Source organism: Streptomyces sp. NPDC048171, from assembly GCF_043202655.1.
Classification (GTDB): domain Bacteria; phylum Actinomycetota; class Actinomycetes; order Streptomycetales; family Streptomycetaceae; genus Streptomyces.
This window is the reverse complement of sequence record NZ_JBIDAU010000013.1, coordinates 124,561-143,403: the sequence shown is the minus strand read 5'-3', so window position 1 is coordinate 143,403 and position 18,843 is coordinate 124,561. Positions and strand designations below refer to the sequence as shown.

General features: G+C 72.7%; 17 protein-coding genes. 6 read left to right on the top strand and 11 right to left on the bottom strand.

Going from position 1 to position 18,843, the window contains the following annotated elements; all coding sequences use genetic code 11:
• Positions 1 to 6 precede the first annotated feature (6 nt).
• Positions 7 to 498, bottom strand: coding sequence for a hypothetical protein (locus ACGF3J_RS32490; protein ID WP_393855427.1), 492 nt, complete (start codon positions 496 to 498; stop codon positions 7 to 9).
• 59 nt (positions 499 to 557) lie between these two features.
• Here ACGF3J_RS32490 and ACGF3J_RS32485 point away from each other — a divergent pair, with 59 nt between their 5' ends.
• A complete protein-coding gene (locus tag ACGF3J_RS32485; RefSeq protein ID WP_393855426.1) occupies positions 558 to 1,577 on the top strand; it encodes an LLM class flavin-dependent oxidoreductase in 1,020 nt (339 codons plus the stop codon).
• 72 nt (positions 1,578 to 1,649) lie between these two features.
• Positions 1,650 to 3,995, top strand: a complete 2,346-nt coding sequence (locus ACGF3J_RS32480; RefSeq protein ID WP_393855425.1) for an ATP-binding cassette domain-containing protein — start codon at positions 1,650 to 1,652, stop codon at positions 3,993 to 3,995.
• Positions 3,996 to 4,040: 45 nt separating this feature from the next.
• Here ACGF3J_RS32480 and ACGF3J_RS32475 read toward each other — a convergent pair whose 3' ends face one another.
• The 6 genes from ACGF3J_RS32475 to ACGF3J_RS32450 all read right to left on the bottom strand — a co-directional run bounded on the left by ACGF3J_RS32475 (position 4,041) and on the right by ACGF3J_RS32450 (position 10,311).
• Positions 4,041 to 5,000, bottom strand: a complete 960-nt coding sequence (locus ACGF3J_RS32475; RefSeq protein WP_393855424.1) for a DUF2382 domain-containing protein — start codon at positions 4,998 to 5,000, stop codon at positions 4,041 to 4,043.
• A gap of 72 nt (positions 5,001 to 5,072) precedes the next feature.
• Entirely contained in the window at positions 5,073 to 5,909 is an 837-nt protein-coding gene (locus ACGF3J_RS32470; RefSeq protein WP_393855518.1) for a lysophospholipid acyltransferase family protein, read from the bottom strand.
• Positions 5,909 to 6,679, bottom strand: a complete 771-nt coding sequence (locus ACGF3J_RS32465) for a GNAT family N-acetyltransferase (RefSeq protein WP_393855423.1) — start codon at positions 6,677 to 6,679, stop codon at positions 5,909 to 5,911. The genes ACGF3J_RS32470 and ACGF3J_RS32465 overlap by 1 nt, the downstream gene beginning before the upstream one ends.
• Positions 6,680 to 6,945: 266 nt before the next feature.
• Positions 6,946 to 7,692: a succinate dehydrogenase/fumarate reductase iron-sulfur subunit gene (locus ACGF3J_RS32460; protein ID WP_122615354.1), complete on the bottom strand. Its 747-nt coding sequence runs from the start codon at positions 7,690 to 7,692 to the stop codon at positions 6,946 to 6,948.
• Complete coding sequence (locus tag ACGF3J_RS32455; RefSeq protein WP_393855422.1) at positions 7,689 to 9,638, bottom strand: fumarate reductase/succinate dehydrogenase flavoprotein subunit; 1,950 nt, start codon at positions 9,636 to 9,638, stop codon at positions 7,689 to 7,691. Before ACGF3J_RS32455 ends, ACGF3J_RS32460 begins: the two co-directional genes overlap by 4 nt.
• A gap of 1 nt (position 9,639) precedes the next feature.
• The gene (locus ACGF3J_RS32450; protein ID WP_161326319.1) at positions 9,640 to 10,311 is read right to left on the bottom strand and encodes a succinate dehydrogenase; all 672 of its coding nucleotides are present in this window, start codon (positions 10,309 to 10,311) and stop codon (positions 9,640 to 9,642) included.
• Positions 10,312 to 10,442: 131 nt separating this feature from the next.
• On the opposite strand from ACGF3J_RS32450, the gene ACGF3J_RS32445 reads away from it, so the two are divergent.
• The gene (locus ACGF3J_RS32445; protein ID WP_161326318.1) at positions 10,443 to 11,327 is read left to right on the top strand and encodes a LysR family transcriptional regulator; all 885 of its coding nucleotides are present in this window, start codon (positions 10,443 to 10,445) and stop codon (positions 11,325 to 11,327) included.
• Positions 11,328 to 11,432: 105 nt separating this feature from the next.
• On the opposite strand, the gene rmdA is transcribed toward ACGF3J_RS32445, so the two are convergent.
• The 3 genes from rmdA to ACGF3J_RS32430 all read right to left on the bottom strand — a co-directional run bounded on the left by rmdA (position 11,433) and on the right by ACGF3J_RS32430 (position 15,549).
• Positions 11,433 to 13,577, bottom strand: a complete 2,145-nt coding sequence (gene rmdA / locus ACGF3J_RS32440) for a cyclic Di-GMP phosphodiesterase RmdA (RefSeq protein WP_393855421.1) — start codon at positions 13,575 to 13,577, stop codon at positions 11,433 to 11,435.
• Positions 13,574 to 14,386: an SAM-dependent methyltransferase gene (locus tag ACGF3J_RS32435; protein WP_361359203.1), complete on the bottom strand. Its 813-nt coding sequence runs from the start codon at positions 14,384 to 14,386 to the stop codon at positions 13,574 to 13,576. The genes rmdA and ACGF3J_RS32435 overlap by 4 nt, the downstream gene beginning before the upstream one ends.
• Positions 14,387 to 14,607: 221 nt before the next feature.
• The gene (locus ACGF3J_RS32430) at positions 14,608 to 15,549 is read right to left on the bottom strand and encodes an SCO0930 family lipoprotein (protein WP_393855517.1); all 942 of its coding nucleotides are present in this window, start codon (positions 15,547 to 15,549) and stop codon (positions 14,608 to 14,610) included.
• 763 nt (positions 15,550 to 16,312) lie between these two features.
• On the opposite strand from ACGF3J_RS32430, the gene ACGF3J_RS32425 reads away from it, so the two are divergent.
• From ACGF3J_RS32425 to ACGF3J_RS32415, 3 genes are all read left to right on the top strand, one after another.
• Positions 16,313 to 16,444, top strand: a complete 132-nt coding sequence (locus ACGF3J_RS32425; RefSeq protein ID WP_307016582.1) for a hypothetical protein — start codon at positions 16,313 to 16,315, stop codon at positions 16,442 to 16,444.
• Positions 16,445 to 16,460: 16 nt separating this feature from the next.
• The gene (locus ACGF3J_RS32420; protein WP_202557495.1) at positions 16,461 to 17,225 is read left to right on the top strand and encodes a DUF4239 domain-containing protein; all 765 of its coding nucleotides are present in this window, start codon (positions 16,461 to 16,463) and stop codon (positions 17,223 to 17,225) included.
• Between the two features lie 191 nt (positions 17,226 to 17,416).
• Positions 17,417 to 17,941 (top strand): hypothetical protein, encoded by a 525-nt coding sequence (locus ACGF3J_RS32415; protein ID WP_161326431.1) that lies wholly within the window; start codon positions 17,417 to 17,419, stop codon positions 17,939 to 17,941.
• Positions 17,942 to 18,038: 97 nt separating this feature from the next.
• Here ACGF3J_RS32415 and ACGF3J_RS32410 read toward each other — a convergent pair whose 3' ends face one another.
• Positions 18,039 to 18,533 (bottom strand): hypothetical protein, encoded by a 495-nt coding sequence (locus ACGF3J_RS32410; protein WP_161326430.1) that lies wholly within the window; start codon positions 18,531 to 18,533, stop codon positions 18,039 to 18,041.
• Between the last annotated feature and the right edge of the window lie 310 nt (positions 18,534 to 18,843).

Sequence of the window (18,843 nt, the reverse complement as noted above, 5' to 3'; positions counted from 1 at the left end):
GGACGGTCAGGTGCGCCCCTCGCGCTCCTGCGCCACCCGCAGTTCGGCCGAACGCGCCGCCCAACGCGCCCGGACGACGGCGAAACCGGCCCGCGCCGCGTCGTCGCAGACCAGTTCATCGTCGTCGACGAGGACCCGGACCTCGCGGGTGCGGGCGAGCCGCCGCAGGATCTCCAGCTTGGTGCGCCGGGCGGGCCGCCGGTCGGTGTTGCCCCGCATGTGCACGGGCCCCTCGGGCAGGCCGTGCGCGGCCAGCCAGTCGAGCGTGTCGCGGCGGCAGCGCTCGGGCCGCCCGGTGAGATAGACGATCTCGCACTCCTCGGCGTGCTCCCGCACCAGCGCGACGCCTTCCGCGAGCGGCGGATCGTGCGGGGCGGCGGCGAAGAACGCGTCCCAGTCGCGCGGCCGGCGCTCCAGAAAGCGCTGTCGGTGCGCGGTGTCCGCGAGGGTGTTGTCCAGGTCGAACACGGCCACCGGGGGCCTGCTGCTGTCGGTCACCCGACCACACTAGAACGCGGCACCGGGAATCTGTGCGGGCCCCGGACGTTGAACCGGATGTGACCTCGACGATCGCCACCACACGCTTCTCCGTCCTCGACCGCTCCCGCATCCGGGCGGGCCGGACCGCGGCGGAGGCGCTGCGCGACACCGTGGAGCTGGCGCGGGAGGCGGAGCGGCTCGGTTACCACCGGTTCTGGGTGTCGGAGCACCACGGCGTGCCCGGGGTGGCGGGCTCGGCGCCGACCGTGCTCGCGGCCGCGGTGGCCGGCGCCACCAGCCGCGTACGCGTCGGCACCGGGGGCGTGATGCTGCCCAACCACCGGCCGCTGGTGGTGGCCGAGCAGTTCGGCGTGCTGGAGTCGCTCTTCCCCGGCCGGATCGACATGGGTCTCGGCCGCTCGGTGGGCTTCACCGACGGGGTCCGCCGGGCGCTGGGCCGCGACAAGGACGACGCCGACGACTTCGAGGGACAACTGGCCGAGCTGCTGGGCTGGTTCCGCGGCACCTCGCCGACCGGCGCGCACGCCCGCCCCGCCGAAGGGCTGGACGTGCCGCCCTTCGTCCTGGCGATGGGCGAAGGGGCGGCCGTGGCGGCCCGCGCGGGCCTGCCGATGGTCATCGGCGACCTGCGCGACCGCGACCGCATGCGCCGGGGCATCGACCGCTACCGCGCCGGGTTCCGCCCCTCCGAGTGGAGCCCGGAGCCGTACGTCGTCGTGTCCGGCACCGTCGCCGTGGCCGGCACCCCCGAGGCGGCCCGGCGGCTGCTGGTCCCGGAGGCCTGGTCCATGGCCCACGCGCGCACCCGCGGCACGTTCCCTCCGCTGCCCCCGGCCGAGGAGGTCGAGCCGCGGACGATGACCGCCAAGGAACGCGACCTGTACGAGTCCGGGCTCGCCGGGCACATCGCCGGCACCGAGGAGCAGGTCGCCGAGGCGCTGGAGACGCTGGTGGAGGAGACCGGCGCCCAGGAGGTGCTGGTGACCACCAGCACGTACGACCGCGCGGCGCTGCTGGACTCCTACCGGCGGCTCGCCCGCGTCGTCGGCGCGGGGACGTCCGCCGCCACGGCGTAGAATCGCGGGGTTTGTCCCCCCGCTCTCCCCGCTCTCTCCCCCGAGACCGAAGACCGTTCGGAGTTCCCCGCGATGCACAGCCCCCACGACCCGTACGTCCGGGTGCGCGACGCCCGCGAGCACAACCTCAAGGGCGTCGACGTGGACGTCCCCCGGGACGTGGTCGCGGTGTTCACCGGTGTCTCCGGCTCCGGGAAGTCGTCGCTGGCCTTCGGGACGGTCTACGCGGAGGCGCAGCGGCGCTACTTCGAGTCGGTCGCGCCGTACGCCCGCCGGCTGATCCACCAGGTCGGCGCTCCGAAGGTGGGCGAGATCACCGGGCTGCCGCCCGCCGTGTCGCTCCAGCAGCGGCGCTCCGCTCCGACGTCCCGGTCCTCGGTGGGCACCGTCACGAACCTCTCCAACTCCCTGCGGATGCTCTTCTCGCGGGCCGGCGACTACCCGCCGGGCGCCGAGCGGATGGACTCCGACGCCTTCTCGCCGAACACGGCTGCCGGGGCCTGCCCCGAGTGCCACGGGCTCGGCCGGGTGCACCGCACGACCGAGGAACTGCTGGTCCCGGACCCGGGGCTGTCGATCCGGGACGGCGCGATCGCCGCGTGGCCGGGCGCCTGGCAGGGAAAGAACCTGCGGGACGTGCTCGACGCCCTCGGGTACGACGTGGACCGGCCCTGGCGCGAGCTGCCCGCCGCCGAGCGCGAGTGGATCCTGTTCACGGACGAGCAGCCCGTGGTCACGGTGCATCCGGTGCGCGACGCGGGCCGCATCCAGCGGCCGTACCAGGGCACGTACATGAGCGCCCGGCGGTACGTGATGAAGACCTTCTCGGACTCCAGGAGCGCCACGCTGCGGGCGAAGGCCGAGCGCTTCCTCGCCAGTACGCCCTGTCCCGTCTGCGGCGGCGGGAGGCTGCGGGCCGAGTCGCTGGCGGTGACCGTCGGCGGCCGGACCATCGCCGAACTGGCCTCGCTGCCGCTCTCGGAACTGGCCGGGGTGCTGCCGACCGGGGGCGAGACGGCGAAGGTGCTCACCGGGGACCTGGTCTCGCGCATCACGCCCGTCGTCGAGCTGGGCCTCGGCTATCTGAGCCTGGACCGCCCGACGCCCACCCTGTCGGCGGGCGAGCTGCAGCGGCTGCGGCTGGCGACGCAGCTGCGCTCCGGGCTGTTCGGGGTGGTGTACGTCCTCGACGAGCCGTCGGCGGGGCTGCACCCGGCGGACACGGAGGCACTGCTGACGGTGCTGGAGCGGCTGAAGACGGCCGGCAACTCGGTGTTCGTGGTGGAGCACCACCTCGGCGTGATGCGCGGCGCCGACTGGATCGTGGACGTCGGCCCGCTGGCGGGCGAGCACGGCGGACGGGTGCTGTACAGCGGCCCGGTCGCCGGACTGGCGGAGGTCACCGGGTCCGCGACCGCCCGTCATCTCTTCGACCGCTCCCCCGCCCCCGTACGGCGGACGCGAGCCCCCCGGGGCACCGTGACGGTCGGTCCGGTCACGCGGCACAACCTGCGCGGGGTGACCGCGGCCTTCCCGCTCGGCGTGCTCACCGCGGTGACCGGCGTGTCCGGCTCGGGCAAGTCGACGCTGGTCGGCGAGATCACCGAGGACCTGCCGGGGGTGGGGCGGCTGGTCTCCGTCGACCAGCGGCCGATCGGACGCACCCCGCGTTCCAACCTGGCCACGTACACGGGCCTGTTCGACGTGGTGCGCAAGGTGTTCGCCGCCACCGACCAGGCCGGGGAGCGCGGTTACGGCGTGGGCCGTTTCTCCTTCAACGTGCCCGGCGGGCGCTGCGAGACCTGCCAGGGCGAGGGGTTCGTCAGCGTCGAGCTGCTGTTCCTGCCGAGCACGTACGCGCCGTGCCCCGACTGCGGCGGGGCGCGCTACAACCCCGGGACACTCGAAGTGGCGTACCGGGGACGGAACATCGCCGAGGTCCTCGACCTCACGGTGGAGGACGCGGCGGAGTTCTTCGCGGACACCGCGCCGGTGGCGCGCAGCCTGGCCGCACTGCTCGACGTCGGGCTCGGCTATCTGCGGCTCGGCCAGCCTGCCACCGAGCTGTCCGGCGGGGAGGCGCAGCGCATCAAGCTGGCGAGCGAACTCCAGCGGGGCCGCCGCAGCCACACCCTGTACCTCCTCGACGAGCCGACGACCGGCCTGCATCCGGCGGATGTCGAGGTGCTGATGCGCCAGTTGCACGGTCTCGTGGACGCCGGGCACACGGTGGTCGTCGTGGAACACGACATGGCCGTGGTGGCGGGCGCCGACCACGTGATCGACCTCGGGCCGGGCGGCGGTGACGCGGGCGGGCGGATCGTCGCCGCGGGGTCGCCCGCCGAGGTGGCGCGTGCCGAGGGCAGTGCCACCGCGCCCTATCTGGGCCGGGCCCTGGACGGCGGGACGCGCCGGTGAAGCCGGTTCACCAGCGCTGGTTCTCGCGGTGAGGGCGGGGAAGGGTCACTCGCGGCCCCGCGGGACGTCGTCCTCGTCGAAGGTCTCGGTCTCGGCCTCGATCCGCTCCTTGCGGACCTGGCCGCGCACCGTCTCGTTCTCGGTGTGCTCCTCCATGGTCATGCGGACGCGCTCCACCGGGACGGCCTCGGTCTCCACGACGGGGCGTTCCGCGTGCAGCGTGATCTCGTGCTCGGCCTCGCTGATCTCCGGCCCGGACAGCGCGTCGCCGCGGTTGGCGTCCGTGATCGGCTCGCGCACCACACGCACTTCCTCGTGCTTCAGGGGCACGGTCTGCTGCACCTCTTCGGTGACCACGTACTTGCGCAGCCTGGCGCGGCCCGTCTCACGTCGCTCGACGCCGACGTGCATCTGCTCCTCGGAGCGGGTCATGGCCTCGTCTTCGCGCAGGCCCGTACGGTCGGGGGCGTCCCGGCGTCCGGCCATTCCGGCCGCGCTGCCCGTGCCCATGTCCGTACCGGTGCCGATGCTCGTGTCGCGGCCCATGTCCGTGTCGCCGGTCCCACGGGTCGTGTCGGCCAGACCCGCGGCACCCGCCGCGCCGGCGGCTCCCGCCGTGCCCGCCGGTCCGGGACCGGCGGCCCAGCGGCCGTCGTCGGTCCGCTCGGCCTCGGACAGCACGCTGTCCCAGTTGATGCCGTAGTAGTCGTAGAGCCGGTGTTCCTCGGTCTCCGACAGATGGCCGCCCGCGTCGACGTCGACACTGGGCGCGCCCTTGACCTGGTCCTTGCCGTAGGGAACCTCTAGGTGGTCCTGCACCAGCGCGGCGTCGCGAATGGGCACGAAGGACTCGCTGGAGCCGAACATGCCCGTCTTGACGCTCACCCACTCGGGGCGCCCGGTCATGTCGTCGAAGAAGACATGCTTGGCGTCGCCGATCTTGTTGCCGTCCCCGTCGTAGACCGGTTGGTCCAGGACGTTGGCGATCTCTTCACGGGTGATCATCTGCCATCACCCTCCTTTCGAGTGCCTGCCTTCCGGTTGTCCGCATCCAGCGCTACGGAAACGGCACATACCTCACAAAACACACATACTTTTCGAAGGTGCTTTCCCCAGGTGACCGTGCGGGTCGCCGGGCGGAGCCATCCGCTGGGCCGCCTCCGCCAGGGCGCGGCGGTCGGGGTGGCGGCCAGGCGGGACGACGGGGCACACCTCCACCTCGGCGGTCAGCCCGCGGGCCGACGCCACCCGCCACATCGAGGCGAGCAGGGTGTCCGCGCCGACGAACGCCGGTGCCGTGCTCACCCCCCGCTCCCCGGCCCGGTACCGAAGACGCACCGGCTGGACCGGCACCCCGGCGTCCAGCGCGGCCTGGAACACGGCCCGGCGGTAGGCGCCCCCGGCGCGCCCGCACCAGGTGCTGCCCTCGGGGAAGGCGGCGACGGCGGCGCCCGCGCGCAGGGCCAGCGCGAGCGCGGCGACCGTGTCCGGCAGCGCCCGCAGCCGGTCGCGTTCGATGAACAGCACCCCGCCGCGTGCGGCCAGCGCGCCCGCCACCGGCCAGCCCCGGATCTCGCTCTTGGCCAGCATCCTGGCGGGGCGTACGGCGGCCAGCAGCGGGATGTCGAGCCACGAGACGTGGTTGGCGACCAGGAGCAGCCCGCCCGCGGGCGCGGCGGCACCGCTGACGCGGACCCGCACACCCGCGGCCCGCACCACCCACCGGGACCAGCGCGCCACCACGACGGACGGCACCCACAGCCGGACCGGCGTCAGCACGACCGCGACCGCGGCGAGGACCAGCACGGCGACCGCTGCGAGCCGCAGCACGGCGCGCGGTACGGCCACCGCGGCCCGGGACGGGTCCACGCAGGTCGCCGGGGTGCAGGGGGCGACCGGCAGCCAGGCGCCCATCACGCCGGGACGAGCGAGAGGAAGTGCCGCAGGTAGCGCGGGTCGACCCGGCTCATCGGCAGCAGCACGTACAGGTCCGCGACGCCGAAGTCCACGTCGTGCGCGGGTTCCCCGCACACCCAGGCACCGAGGCGGAGGTAGCCGCGCAGCAGGGCGGGCAGCTCGGTGCGGGCGGCGGGCGCGGGCGTGCGCGGGATCCACGGCAGCAGCGGCCGCACCCGGTACTCCTCGGGCGCCAGGTTCTTGGCCCGCACCCGGTCCCAGGTGGCGGCGGCCAGCGATCCGCCGTCTGCGAGCGGGAGCGAGCAGCAGCCCGCCAGCCACTCGTGGCCCCGGTCGGTCATGTAGCGGGCTATGCCGGCCCAGATGAGCCCGATGACGGCGCCGTCACGGTGGGCCGGGTGCACGCAGGAGCGGCCGACCTCGACCAGCCCGGGCCGGATCGCGTCGAGCGCCGTGAGGTCGAACTCGCTCTCCCCGTACAGCCGTCCGGCGACCGCCGCGCGCTCCGGGGGCAGCAGCCGGTAGGTGCCGACGACCTGCCCGGTCGCCTCCTCGCGCACGAGCAGGTGGTCGCAGTACGCGTCGAAGGGGTCGACGTCGTACCCGGGCTGCGCGCTCGCCAGCAGCGCGCCCATCTCCCCGGCGAAGACGTCGTGCCGCAGCCGCTGGGCGGCCCGCACGTCGTCCTCGTCGCGGGCGAGGGCGACCGTGTAGCGGTGGGGTACGGCAGGCTTGGAGGGACGGTCTGCGGTCAGTACGCCGGTCATGGGTGCTCTCCTGGTCGCGGTGCGGGTCCGCCACAGTTCTTCCGACGCCGGCTGTACTGCGCGTGACCACTGCCGGGAGAGCGGATGTGCGCTTGCTGAATGCCGGGCGCGCAAGCGAGACGGGGCCGAGGGGAGCACCTCCCCCGGCCCCGCCCGTCCGCACCTGACGGCGAACGTTCACTTGCACGCGCCCCAAAGGGGCGCGGGGAACCGCGCGAGCAGCCACGACCTACCCGCAGCCGCCCGACGACAGCACCCCCACGGCGCTACCGCTGCACCTTCCGCGCAGCCCGCAGCCACTCCTTGTTCATGCTGGTGATGGACATCAGCGGAATGCCCTTGGGGCAAGCGGTCGCGCACTCACCCGTCAGCGTGCACCCGCCGAACCCCTCCTCGTCCATCTGCCCCACCATGTCCAGCACCCGCGTCTCCCGCTCGGGCGCCCCCTGCGGAAGGACGTTGAGATGGTTCACCTTCGCGGACGTGAACAGCATCGCCGCCCCGTTCGGGCACGCCGCGACACATGCCCCGCACCCGATGCACTCGGCGTGCTCGAAGGCGAAGTCGGCGTCCGGCTTCGGCACCGGCGCGGCGTGGGCCTCCGGGGCGGCGCCGGTCGGCGCGGTGATGTAGCCCCCGGCCTGGATGATCCGGTCGAAGGCGGACCGGTCGACGACCAGATCCTTCACGACCGGGAAGGCCGAAGCCCGCCACGGCTCGATGTCGATCGTGTCGCCGTCCTGGAAGGACCGCATGTGCAGCTGGCAGGTGGTGGTGCGCTCGGGTCCGTGCGCGTCGCCGTTGATGACCAGCGAGCAGGCGCCGCAGATGCCCTCGCGGCAGTCGTGGTCGAAGGCGACGGGGTCCTCGCCCTTGAGGATGAGTTCCTCGTTGAGGGTGTCGAGCATCTCCAGGAAGGACATGTCGCGGGAGATCCCGTCCACCTCGTACGTGGACATGGCGCCGTCGGCGTCGGCGTTCTTCTGCCGCCAGACGCGCAGGGTGAGCTTCATGCGTAGCTCCGCTGGGTGGGGTGGACGTACTCGAAGACCAGGTCTTCCTTGTGCAGGGTGGGCGCGTCGCCGGTGCCGGTGAACTCCCAGGCGGCGGCGTAGCCGAACTCGTCGTCCTTGCGGGCCGCCTCGCCGTCGGGGGTCTGGGACTCCTCGCGGAAGTGGCCGCCGCAGGACTCGGAGCGGTGCAGCGCGTCGAGGCACATCAGCTCGGCGAGCTCCAGGTAGTCGACGACGCGGTTGGCCTTCTCCAGGGACTGGTTGAACTCCTCGCCGGTGCCCGGGACCTTGATGCGGCGCCAGAACTCCTCGCGGATCTGCGGGATGCGTTCCAGCGCCTTGCGCAGGCCGGAGTCGGTGCGGGCCATGCCGCAGAACTCCCACATCAGCTCGCCCAGTTCGCGGTGGAAGGAGTCCGGGGTGCGGTCGCCGTCCACGGAGAGGAGCAGGTTGAGCCGGTCCTCGGTCTCGGCGACCACCTCCTGCACCGCCGGGTGGTCGTCGTTCACCTCGTCCTTGTGCGGGTTGCGGGCGAGGTAGTCGTTGATCGTGGCCGGGAGGACGAAGTAGCCGTCCGCCAGGCCCTGCATGAGCGCGGAGGCGCCGAGCCGGTTGGCCCCGTGGTCGGAGAAGTTCGCCTCGCCGATCGCGAACAGGCCCGGGACGGTGGTCTGGAGGTCGTAGTCGACCCACAGACCGCCCATCGTGTAGTGCACGGCGGGGTAGATCCGCATCGGCACCCGGTACGGGTCCTCGTCGGTGATCCGCTGGTACATGTCGAAGAGGTTGCCGTACTTGGCCTCGACCGCCTTGCGTCCCATGCGCTCGATCGCGTCGGCGAAGTCCAGGTACACGCCCTGGCCGCCGGGGCCGACGCCCCTGCCCTCGTCGCAGACGTTCTTCGCGGCGCGGGAGGCGATGTCGCGGGGGACGAGGTTGCCGAAGGACGGGTAGATGCGCTCCAGGTAGTAGTCGCGCTCGTCCTCGGGGATCTGGTTCGGCGGCCGGTCGTCGCCCTTGGCCTTCGGCACCCAGATCCGGCCGTCGTTGCGCAGCGACTCGCTCATCAGCGTGAGCTTGGACTGGTGGTCGCCGGTGCGCGGGATGCACGTGGGGTGGATCTGCGTGAAGCAGGGGTTGGCGAACCAGGCGCCGCGCCGGTGCGCCCGCCAGACGGCGGTCGCGTTGGAGTTCATGGCGTTGGTCGACAGGTAGAAGACGTTGCCGTAGCCGCCGCTGGCCAGCACGACGGCGTCCGCGAAGTAGGTGTCGATCTTCCCGGTGATCAGGTCCCGGGCGACGATGCCGCGGGCCCGCCCGTCCACGACGACCAGGTCGAGCATCTCGGTGCGCGGGTGCATCTCGATGTTGCCGGCCGCGATCTGCCTGCTGAGCGCCTGGTAGGCGCCGAGGAGCAGCTGCTGGCCCGTCTGGCCCCGCGCGTAGAAGGTGCGGGAGACCTGGACGCCGCCGAAGGAGCGGGTGTCGAGGAGGCCGCCGTACTCGCGGGCGAAGGGCACGCCCTGCGCGACGCACTGGTCGATGATCTCGACCGAGATCTGCGCCAGCCGGTGCACGTTGGACTCGCGGGAGCGGAAGTCTCCGCCCTTGACCGTGTCGTAGAACAGGCGGTGGATCGAGTCGCCGTCGTTGCGGTAGTTCTTCGCGGCGTTGATGCCGCCCTGCGCGGCGATGGAGTGCGCCCGGCGCGGGGAGTCCTGGTAGCAGAACTGGACGACGTGGTAGCCCTGTTCGGCGAGGGTGGCGCCGGCGGAGCCGCCCGCGAGGCCGGTGCCGACGACGATGACGGTCTGCTTGCGCCGGTTGGCGGGGTTGACCAGCTTCGCCTCGAAGCGGCGCGTGTCCCAGCGCTCGTTGACCGGGCCCTCGGGGGCCTTGGTGTCGGCGACCGGCTCACCGGTCGTGTAGTCGGCGTAGGTTGTCATGTCAGCTCACCACTCCGGTCATGACGCCCACGGGTACGGCGACGAAGCCGGCCGTGAGCAGCAGCGCGAGGACGTTCGCGACGGTCTTCAGGGCGCGGTCGCGGGTGCGGCTGCCGACGCCGAGGGTCTGGGCGGCGCTCCACAGGCCGTGCCGCACGTGGAACCCGAGGGCGACCACGGCCGCGATGTAGATGACGTTCCCGTACCACGTGGAGAACGTGTCGATGATGTTCTGGTAGGGGCGCAGGTGCTCGTAGCCGCCGGGGTGCACGGTGCCGGTCGTCAGGTCGAGGATGTGCCAGACGATGAACAGGCCGAGGATGATCCCGCCCCAGCGCATCGTGCGGGTGGCGAAGCTCTTGCCCGCCTTCTTGTTCGCGTACTTGGTGGGGCGCGCCTTGATGTCGCGGCGGCTCAGCTGGTACGCGGAGGTGGCGTGCGCGACCACGGCGGCCACGAGGACGACGCGGATCAGCCAGAGCGTCCACTCGTAGTGCATGAACGGCTCGCCGACGGTGCGCAGCCAGTGGGCGTAGTGGTTGATCTCCTCCGGCCCGAAGAAGATCTTCAGGTTCCCGATCATGTGGGCGACCAGGTAGAGCAGCATGACGAGACCGCTGACCGCCATCACTGTCTTCTTGCCGACGGTCGAGTCCCACACGGTGCGCGCCATGGACGGCCGTCGGTCCGTCCGCGTTGCCAGAGCCATGTCACAGGACGCTACGGGGAGGATGCCCCATCGGTCCAAGACATGGTCTGCCTGGATTCCATAGGCAGTCCCTATCGAGGGCGTATGCTCGCCGTATGCAGTTGCAACAGCTTCAGTACTTCGTGGCGGTCGCCGAGACGCGGCACTTCACCCGCGCCGCGGAGGCGGTCCACGTGGCGCAGCCGTCGCTGTCCCAGCAGATCAAGGCGCTGGAGCGGGAGCTGGGCGCGGACCTGTTCCTGCGGGCCCGCGGCAACATCACCCTCACCGACGCCGGGGAGGCGCTGCTGCCGCTGGCCCGGCGCATCCTGGCCGACGCGGACACCGCGCGGCACGAGGTGCTGGAGCTGGTGCAACTGCGTCGCGGCCGGGTGCGGCTGGGCGCGACTCCGAGCCTGTGCACCGGGCTGCTGCCGGACGTGCTGCGGGCCTTCCACGACCGCTATCCCGGCATCCAGCTCATGATCGAGGAGGGCGGCTCGCACGACCTGGTCCGGGAACTGGCGCGCGGCGCGCTCGACCTCGCGCTGGTCGTGCTCCCGCTGCCCACCGCCTCGCCGGCACTGACCACGGTGGAGCTGCTGCGCGAGGACCTGGTCGTGGTGTCGTCCCCGGAGTCGGCCCGGCCGGGCGGGGGACGCCGGGCCGTGGACATCGCGGATCTGGAGGGCGAACGTCTGGTGATGTTCCGGCACGGCTACGACCTGCGGGAGCTGACCGTGGCCGCGTGCCGCTCCGCGGGGTTCGAGCCGGACTTCGCGGTGGAGGGCGGGGAGATGGACGCGGTGCTGGGATTCGTCCGGGCCGGGCTGGGGATGGCGGTCGTCCCCCGCATGGTCGCGGCCCGCTCCGGCCGCGGGCTGCGGGTGACACCGCTGGCCCGGCCCGGGCTGCACCGGACCATCGCGCTGGCGCACCGCAGCGATGTGGCTCCGCCGCGGGCGGCTCGGGAGTTGCAGCGGATGCTGCTCGAACGGTGACGGTTCCTTCGCCCGAGCCCCGGGGGCGCCGTTTTCGTTCAGCGCCGTCCGGGGCCGCGGGTGCGTCGTGGCTGGTCGCGCAGTTCCCCGCGCCCCTTCGGGGCGCTAGGCCGTCGCGTCCACCAGGGCCAGTTCGTGCAGGCGGTCCGGGGGGCCGGGGCGGGCGTAGTACCAGCCCTGGGCCGTGTCGCAGCCCAGTATGCGCAGCTGTTCCGCCTGGGCGCCGGTCTCCACGCCCTCGACGGTGACCGAGAGGTCGAGGCTGTGGGCCAGGGCGACGATGCCCTCGACGATCTTGAGGTCCACGGGGTCGGCGGGGAACCGCTGCATGCTCTGCGTGAAGGAACGGTCCAGCTTGAGGACGCTGACCGGCAGCCTGCGCAGGTTGGCGAGGTTGGAGTAGCCGGTGCCGAAGTCGTCCAGGGCGATGTCGACGCCCATCTCGGCCAGCCGGCGCAGCGGCTTGAGCAGGTCGTCGTCGGCTCCGATGAGCGCCGACTCCGTCACCTCCAGGCACAGCGCGTCGGGCGCGACCCCGGTCCGCTCCAGGATCTCGACGGTGTCCTGGACCAGGCCCGGGTGGGTGAGCTGGCAGGGCGAGAGGTTGACGTTGATCCGCAGCGGGCCCGCCGCGGTGGTGTCGCCGTACCGTTCCCGCCAGGCGCGGGCCTGCCGCACGGACTGCTCCAGGACCCAACGGCCCAGCGGCACGATCAGCCCCGTGTGCTCGGCGAGCGGGATGAAGCGGTCCGGGCCGAGCACCCCGTGCTGCGGGTGCAGCCAGCGCACCAGCGCCTCGGCGCCGCGCACACTGCCGTCGCCGAGGTGGACCAGCGGCTGGTACTCGATGAAGAACTCGCCGCGCTCCAGAGCGGCCGGCAGGGCGGTGGTGAGCCCGTGCCGGGTGATGACGCGCGCGTCGGCCTCCGGGTCGGCCAGCTCGAAGCGGTTGCCGCCCGCCGACTTCGCCCGGTACATGGTGATGTCGGCGCTGCGCAGCACTTCCGCCGGGCTGCGTTCGCCCGCCGGGCCCTCCACGATGCCGATGCTGCCGCGCACGGTCAGTTCGCGGCCGTCGACGCTGATCGGGGCGAGCAGCGCGTTCATGATGCGGCCGGCCAGCTCGTCGACCTCGTGCCGGGTGTCGGGGCCGGTGGTCAGGGCGACGAACTCGTCGCCGCCGAGCCGGGCGACCATCTCGCCGGGCGCCGTGGCGCAGGCCTGGAGCCGGTCGGCGACCTCCACCAGAAGCCGGTCGCCGGCCGCGTGACCGAGGCTGTCGTTGACGGTCTTGAAGCCGTCGAGGTCGAGGTAGCACAGGCCGAAGCGCTGGCCCGGGCCGGCGTTCAGGGCCTTCTCCAGGCGTTCGAAGAAGAAGCTCCGGTTGGGCAGTCCGGTGAGCGCGTCGTGGGTGGCCTCGTAGCGCAGCCGCAGGTTGAGCAGCCGCCGCTCCGTGGTGTCCTCCATCAGCGCCAGCTGGTACTGCGGGGTGCCGTCGGCGTCCCGCAGCAGGGACACGGTCAGGTTGGTCCACAGGACCGTGCCGTCGGGCCGGTAGAAGGCCTTCTCCACGTGGTAGTGCTCGCGCTCGCCGCGCACCAGCTCGTCGTAGAGCCGCCAGGTCTGCGGCGCGTCGTCGGGGTGCGTCCACTCGGTCGCCCTGCGGCCGCCGAGGGTCGGGTCGGCGATGCCGAACATGCGCATCAGCGCGTCGTTGACCTGGAGGACGTTGCCCTCCAGGTCGGCGATGCCGATGCCTATGGCGGCGCCCTCGAAGACCGCGCGGAAGCGGGCCTCGCTGGCGTGCAGCGCCTCGGCCACCACGCCCTGCGCCTTCAGCGCGGCCTGCGCGATGGCCTCCTGCTCGGCCAGGGTCCTGGCCCGCAGCGCGCCGGCGTACCCGGCGGCCATCGCGTGCTGGAGCCGCGCCGACCGGGCCCGCAGGCCCTCGGGGTCGCCGTCCTCGCCGCAGTAGAGCACGAGGTAGGCGTCGACGCAGTCGAGCGTCCGGGCGAGCGCCTCGGGGTCGGTGCAGTGGGCGTCGACGAGCGCGGCGCCGACCGCCCGGGCCTCGGCCGCGTCGAAGGCGCGGGCGCGCAGCACCTCGCTCAGCCGGCGGGCCAGCGGCAGCAGTTGCTCCTCGAACTCGGGCCGGGTGGACGACGTCGAGGTCACCGGGAACACGGCCCGGCTCCAGATCGTCGCGAACCTGCGCAGTCTGTCCTCCGGCCCGTCCGGCTCCGCCCTCACGCCGTACGTCCCACGCCGGCGAACCCGGAGAACGCGTACGGATCCTCGTCCTCCGGCGACCCCTCGGGCCGCCAGCGCGGCATCGGAACCAGTCCGGGTTCCACCATGTCGTACCCCTTGAAGAACCGCGCGATGTCGTCGCGCGAACGCATGATCAGCGGATTGCGGATGTCCCGGTACACGTCCACCGCTCCCCCGGCCCGCTCGGCGGGCAGCGGGATTCCCTCGTACGAGGCGTGCGTGAGCACGAGCAGGCTGCCGGGCGCGAGCGCGTCGCTCAGCTCGGCCACCGCGGCGTACGGGTCGTCCGCGTCTTCCACGAAGTGCAGTATGGCAACCAGCAGGAGGGCGACCGGTCGATTCAGGTCGATCAGCCCCCGCACCTGCGGGCTGTTGAGGATCTCCCCCGGTTTGAGGAGGTCCGCCGCCACCACCCCGGCGTCGTCGTTGCCCGCCAGGACGGCCTCGCTGTGGGCGACCGCCACCGGGTCGTGGTCGACGTACACGACGCGGGCGCCGGGGCGCGCGCGTCCGGCCACCTCGTGGACGTTGCCGAAGGTGGGGATGCCGGAGCCGATGTCCAGGAACTGGTCGATGCCCTCTTCGGCCGCGAAGCGCACGGCGCGGCGCATGAACGCCCGGTTCGCCTGCATGATCTTGGGGAGCCCCGGCAGGAACTCCATGGCGCGGCGGGCGGCCTCCCGGTCGACCTCGAAGTTGTGCGAACCGCCCAGGTAGAAGTCGTAGATCCGGGACACGCTGGGCACCGAGATGTCGATGCTGCGGGGGGCCCAGGCGGGACGCTCCATCCAGTTCTCCAAGGCGTAGCCGGTCCGGTGTTCGAGCTGAGGCTACTGATCGTCCGCCAAAGGAGCGAGCCCAAACGGAAATTGACCGTCCGTTCCCGGTCACTGCCTGCGGCACATGCGGGGCACCAAGGCACATCAAAGCGCACGAACGGGGCCGTCCCCTCCGTCCGGGGACGGAGGGGACGGCCCGCTGCGCGCGCCGAGGGCGGGGGCCGCTACTTCTACGGCGCCCCGACCGGCTTCCCGTCGGGCTTGACGGCGTACCAGGTGCCCCCGACGCCCTGTCCGTTGGTGTCACCGGCCTTCTTGTCGCCGGCGAAGGTGTAGATCGGCCAGCAGTCGATCGTCTGCTGGGCGGCGCCGTCGGGCCGGGTGAAGCTCATCAGGCCCTCCTTCTCCACGCCCTTGGTGTCGTTGGCCTCGACGGGGGCGACGACCGGCCACTTCTCCAGGCAGGCGCCGGTGCACGCCGAGACGGGCTTCGGCCAGGCCTCGTCCTTCATGAAGCGGTAGACGGTCATGCCGTTCTTGTCGACGACGATCTCGCCGAGCTTCGGATCCTCACGGGTGGAGAGCCCGGCCAGATCGGCGGCCTTGGCCTTCTTTCCGTCGGCGGCGAGCGCGAACCACTTGCCGCCGACCCCCTGGCCCTTGGCGTCCCCGGCGGCGGCGTCCTTGGCGTAGCGGTACGCGGGCCAGCCGCCGATGGTCAGCTGCTTGGTGCCGTCGGGGCGGGTGACCTCGCCGAGCAGGTCCTTGTCGATGCCCTCCCCGGCGAGAGCGTCGTCCGCGGCGACCGGCGGCCAGGCGGTGGCGCAGTCGTTCTCGCAGGTGGTCTTGGGCGGCTTGGCGGTGTCGGCGTCGAAGCGGTAGAGGGTGTGGCCGGCTCCGTCGGTCACCACCTCGCCGATCTCGGCGTTCGTGGAAACCGACAGCTTGCCCGCGGGCTCCGGCGCGCTCGCCGAACCCTGGGGCTTGGCCGAGCCGTTGCCGATTCCGTCGCCGGCCCCCGCCCCGATGTCGCCGACGTCGCCGGGCGCGGCCGTGGCGCCCACGTTCTGGCTGCCGGTGGCGGCGCCGCCGTCCTGGCCGCACGCCGTCGTCAGCGCCAGCAGCACCGCAGCGCTCGCCACGAGTGAGGCGCTCCGCCAGGAGGTCTTCATCGTCAATCCCCGATCATCGTGAAGGTGTTGCGGCTCCCGTCCGGGCGGCCGCACGACACTGGGTACGCACGGGGGTGCCGGTTGTGTTCAACGGAGGGCGGGATTCTTTCCGGCGGCCACCGCCGGCGGGGGTCGTACACGGGTGCGAGACCCGGCGCGGGCGGGCCGGCGGAGGTCAAACCGCTGGTCGGCCCGTGTCCCTCCTTCGGGGCAATCACCGGGCACTCGGGTGTGGCCCGGTGCTCCAGGCTTCATGATCTGCGTCGTGCATGGACCCGAACCGACCCGATCCGTCGCCGGCGGACGGGTGTTGGCCCTGGTGACGCTGACGTTCACGCTCGTCGGCGTGCCCGTCGGCACCGCGCAGGCGGACGCCTGCGCCTACGCGTCGACCGGACCGGACGGTGCGCACGCGGTGGCGGTGGCCGGGAGCAGCGCCTCCTGGCCCACTTTCCCGCCGTGCCCCAAGCCGACGCCAACACCGACGCCGACACCGACACCCACGCCGACGCCGACGCCGACGCCGACGCCCGAGCCTCCGCCCCCGAAACCCACTCCCCCAGCGCCCCCCGCACCGAAGCCCCCGCCGCCACCACCTCCCGCCAGACCGGAACCTCCGCCACCACCCCAGCCGCGACCGGCCCCCGCACGGCCCACGCCGACGCCGAAGCCGACGCCGAGCCCCACCCCCAGGCCGGCCCCTCCCCCGGCACCCGCCCCCTCCCCGTCGGCCACGCCGGCGCCCCGACCGTCGCTGAGTCCGGTGCACTACCCGCGCCATCGCGCCGCCCGGCCGGCCCAGCGGTCCTCGCGCGGTGCCACGTCGCCGCTCGTCTTCGTCCTGCTCATCACGGTGCCCGCGGTGGTCGCCGTCGCCGCGCTCCGTGCGCGCTGAATCCTGGAGGCCTCTCTTGCCGGAATGGCTTGTTCTCACCCTCGCGATGCTGGCCGCCTGCGCCGTGGTGGTCGTCGTCACCCTCCTGCGGCACCGCGCGGCGTCCGACGACGAGGACATCACCGAGACCCCGGACGTCATCGAGTACATGACGATGTGGATCGGGGTGGTGTACGCCATCGTCCTGGGCCTGGCCATCGCGGGTGTCTGGGAGGCACGCAGCGCCGCCCAGGACAACGTGCAGACGGAGGCCGTCGCGCTGCACGAGATCTCGGAACGTGTCCGGTCCTATCCGCCCGACGTCCGTGACCGCATCCGGGAGGATGTCAACGCCTATGTCGGACACGTCGTCACCGCCGAGTGGAAGGCGATGGCCGACCGCGGCGAGGTGACCGACCGCGGCACCGAGCTGCTCGACCGGGTCCGCGCGGACGTCACCGACTACGAGCCGAGGTCGGACTTCGAGGCCCAGGCGTACCAGCCGCTGGTGGACCAGGTGGCCGCGGCGGACCAGGCCCGCAGCTCCCGCGCCCAGTCGACGGGCGAGACCATGCCGGGGGTGGTGTGGTTCGGGCTGATCGCCGGGGGCGTCATCACGATCGGGATGGTCTTCGCCCTCCAGATCCGGCGCACCACGCGCGAGCTGGTCCTCGCCGGTCTGTTCTCGGCGCTGATCGCGTTCCTGCTCTTCCTCATCTGGGACTTCGACGCCCCCTTCAGCCGAGGGGTCGCCGCGTCGACCGATCCGTTCCTGAGCCTCTTCCCCGACGTGAAGGGCTGAGCCGGGCCAGGGGGCGTCGAGGCGTCCGACACGCCGTCACCGTCCCCTGAGCGGCCCACAAGGTTGCCCCATTCGCGCGACTGCGATCGCGTCTCCGGGTCCCGTTTCCTAGCGTTTCGGACATCGAGGAGCGTTTCTGGCGCGAGCGGAACAGGTCCGCCGCCGCTCCTCGGGGACCCGGAGGATTCACCATGCGCGCGATACCCGTCGCCTCGGTCGCACTGCTGGGGGTCGCCGCCCTCTCCGCCTGCGTACCGGCCGGGGCCGCCGTGGGCGGACACGACTCGACGTTCGGCTTCACCGTCACCCCCGCGACCGTCGCCCCCGGCGACGAGGTCACGCTGGGGGTGAGCCGCACCGACGCCGGGTGCCGAGGACGGGTCACGGTCACGTCGCCGGTGTTCGACACGGTGACCATCCCGCGGGACGACTACTCGGCGACGGCGCGGGTGCACCACGACGCCCGGCGCGGGGCGGTCTACCAGGTGACGTTCGACTGCAGGCACAGGACCGGCACCGTGGACCTGACCATCGCGGGCGGCTCGCACCACTGGACGCCCGAGTCCCACCACCCCAAGGGCGTGCACGCCGGCGAGGGCGGCAGCATCGCCGGAATCGACGTGAAGCAGCTCGGGCTCGGTGCCGCCCTCGTGGCCGGCTCGGTGGGCGTCGCGTACCACCTCTCGCGCCGCCGCTCCGGCGAGGACGGCGCCTGACCCTCTGAGCCTCCGCGCGCACGGTGCTTCGCCCCGGATCCCGTGAGGATCCGGGGCGAAGCACCGTGCGCGCGGGGACAGGGCGGACGGCAAGGCGTCAGATGCGCCGCTCCGAGCGGCGGCGCAGCCAGAACAGGCCACCGCCGGCGACAGCCGCCGCGACGAGCCCGCCGCCGATGGCGATGTCCGTCGACGTCGCCCCGTCGGAGCTGCTGCCGCCGATGCCGCCGCGGACACCGCCGATGACCGTGAAGGCGGCCGGGCGGGTGAGCCGCCTGCCCGAGCAGTTGACGGTGATGTCGTACGAGCCCGGGCGGGCGTCCTGCCTGATGGTGGCGGTGCCCCTGGACGTCTCGTTGGCGCCCCTGACCGGGGTCAGGTGGGTGGTCCGGAAGGCGTCCGAGGTCATCGTGCCGCCCTGCGGGCAGCCGTCGACCGTGACGGTCATCTGACCGCCGCGGGCGATGACGCTGGGCATGGCGACGATGTTTCTGGGCTGGTTGTGGTCGCCGCCGGCGGTGGCCGTGGGGGCGGCCAGCCCGAGGACAGCGACCGCGGCGCCGGCTGCCGCGAGGGCACGAGTGTTACGCATCTGATCCTCCGCGGAAGACGCCCCGGGTCCCGTTCCCGGTCGATCGGCGAGAAAGCGCCTCCCAGAAAGACCCTCAGTTGCCTTGCGCGGGGCCGCATTTCGGGAATGGTCCGTACTGGTGAGGGGCGTACCGGGCCACAACCGCGCCAGTGGATATCGCCGCAGGTCACACACCGTCAGAAATTTCCGGCCGTCCCGTCCCGGATGGCGCACGCGAGGAGGCGCCCGCCACCCGTTCGCCGCCGCCCCGTCGCCGGTCCCCCGCGCTGCGCTTAGCGTGCTGGTATGCGCGGATGATCCGGCGACGGCC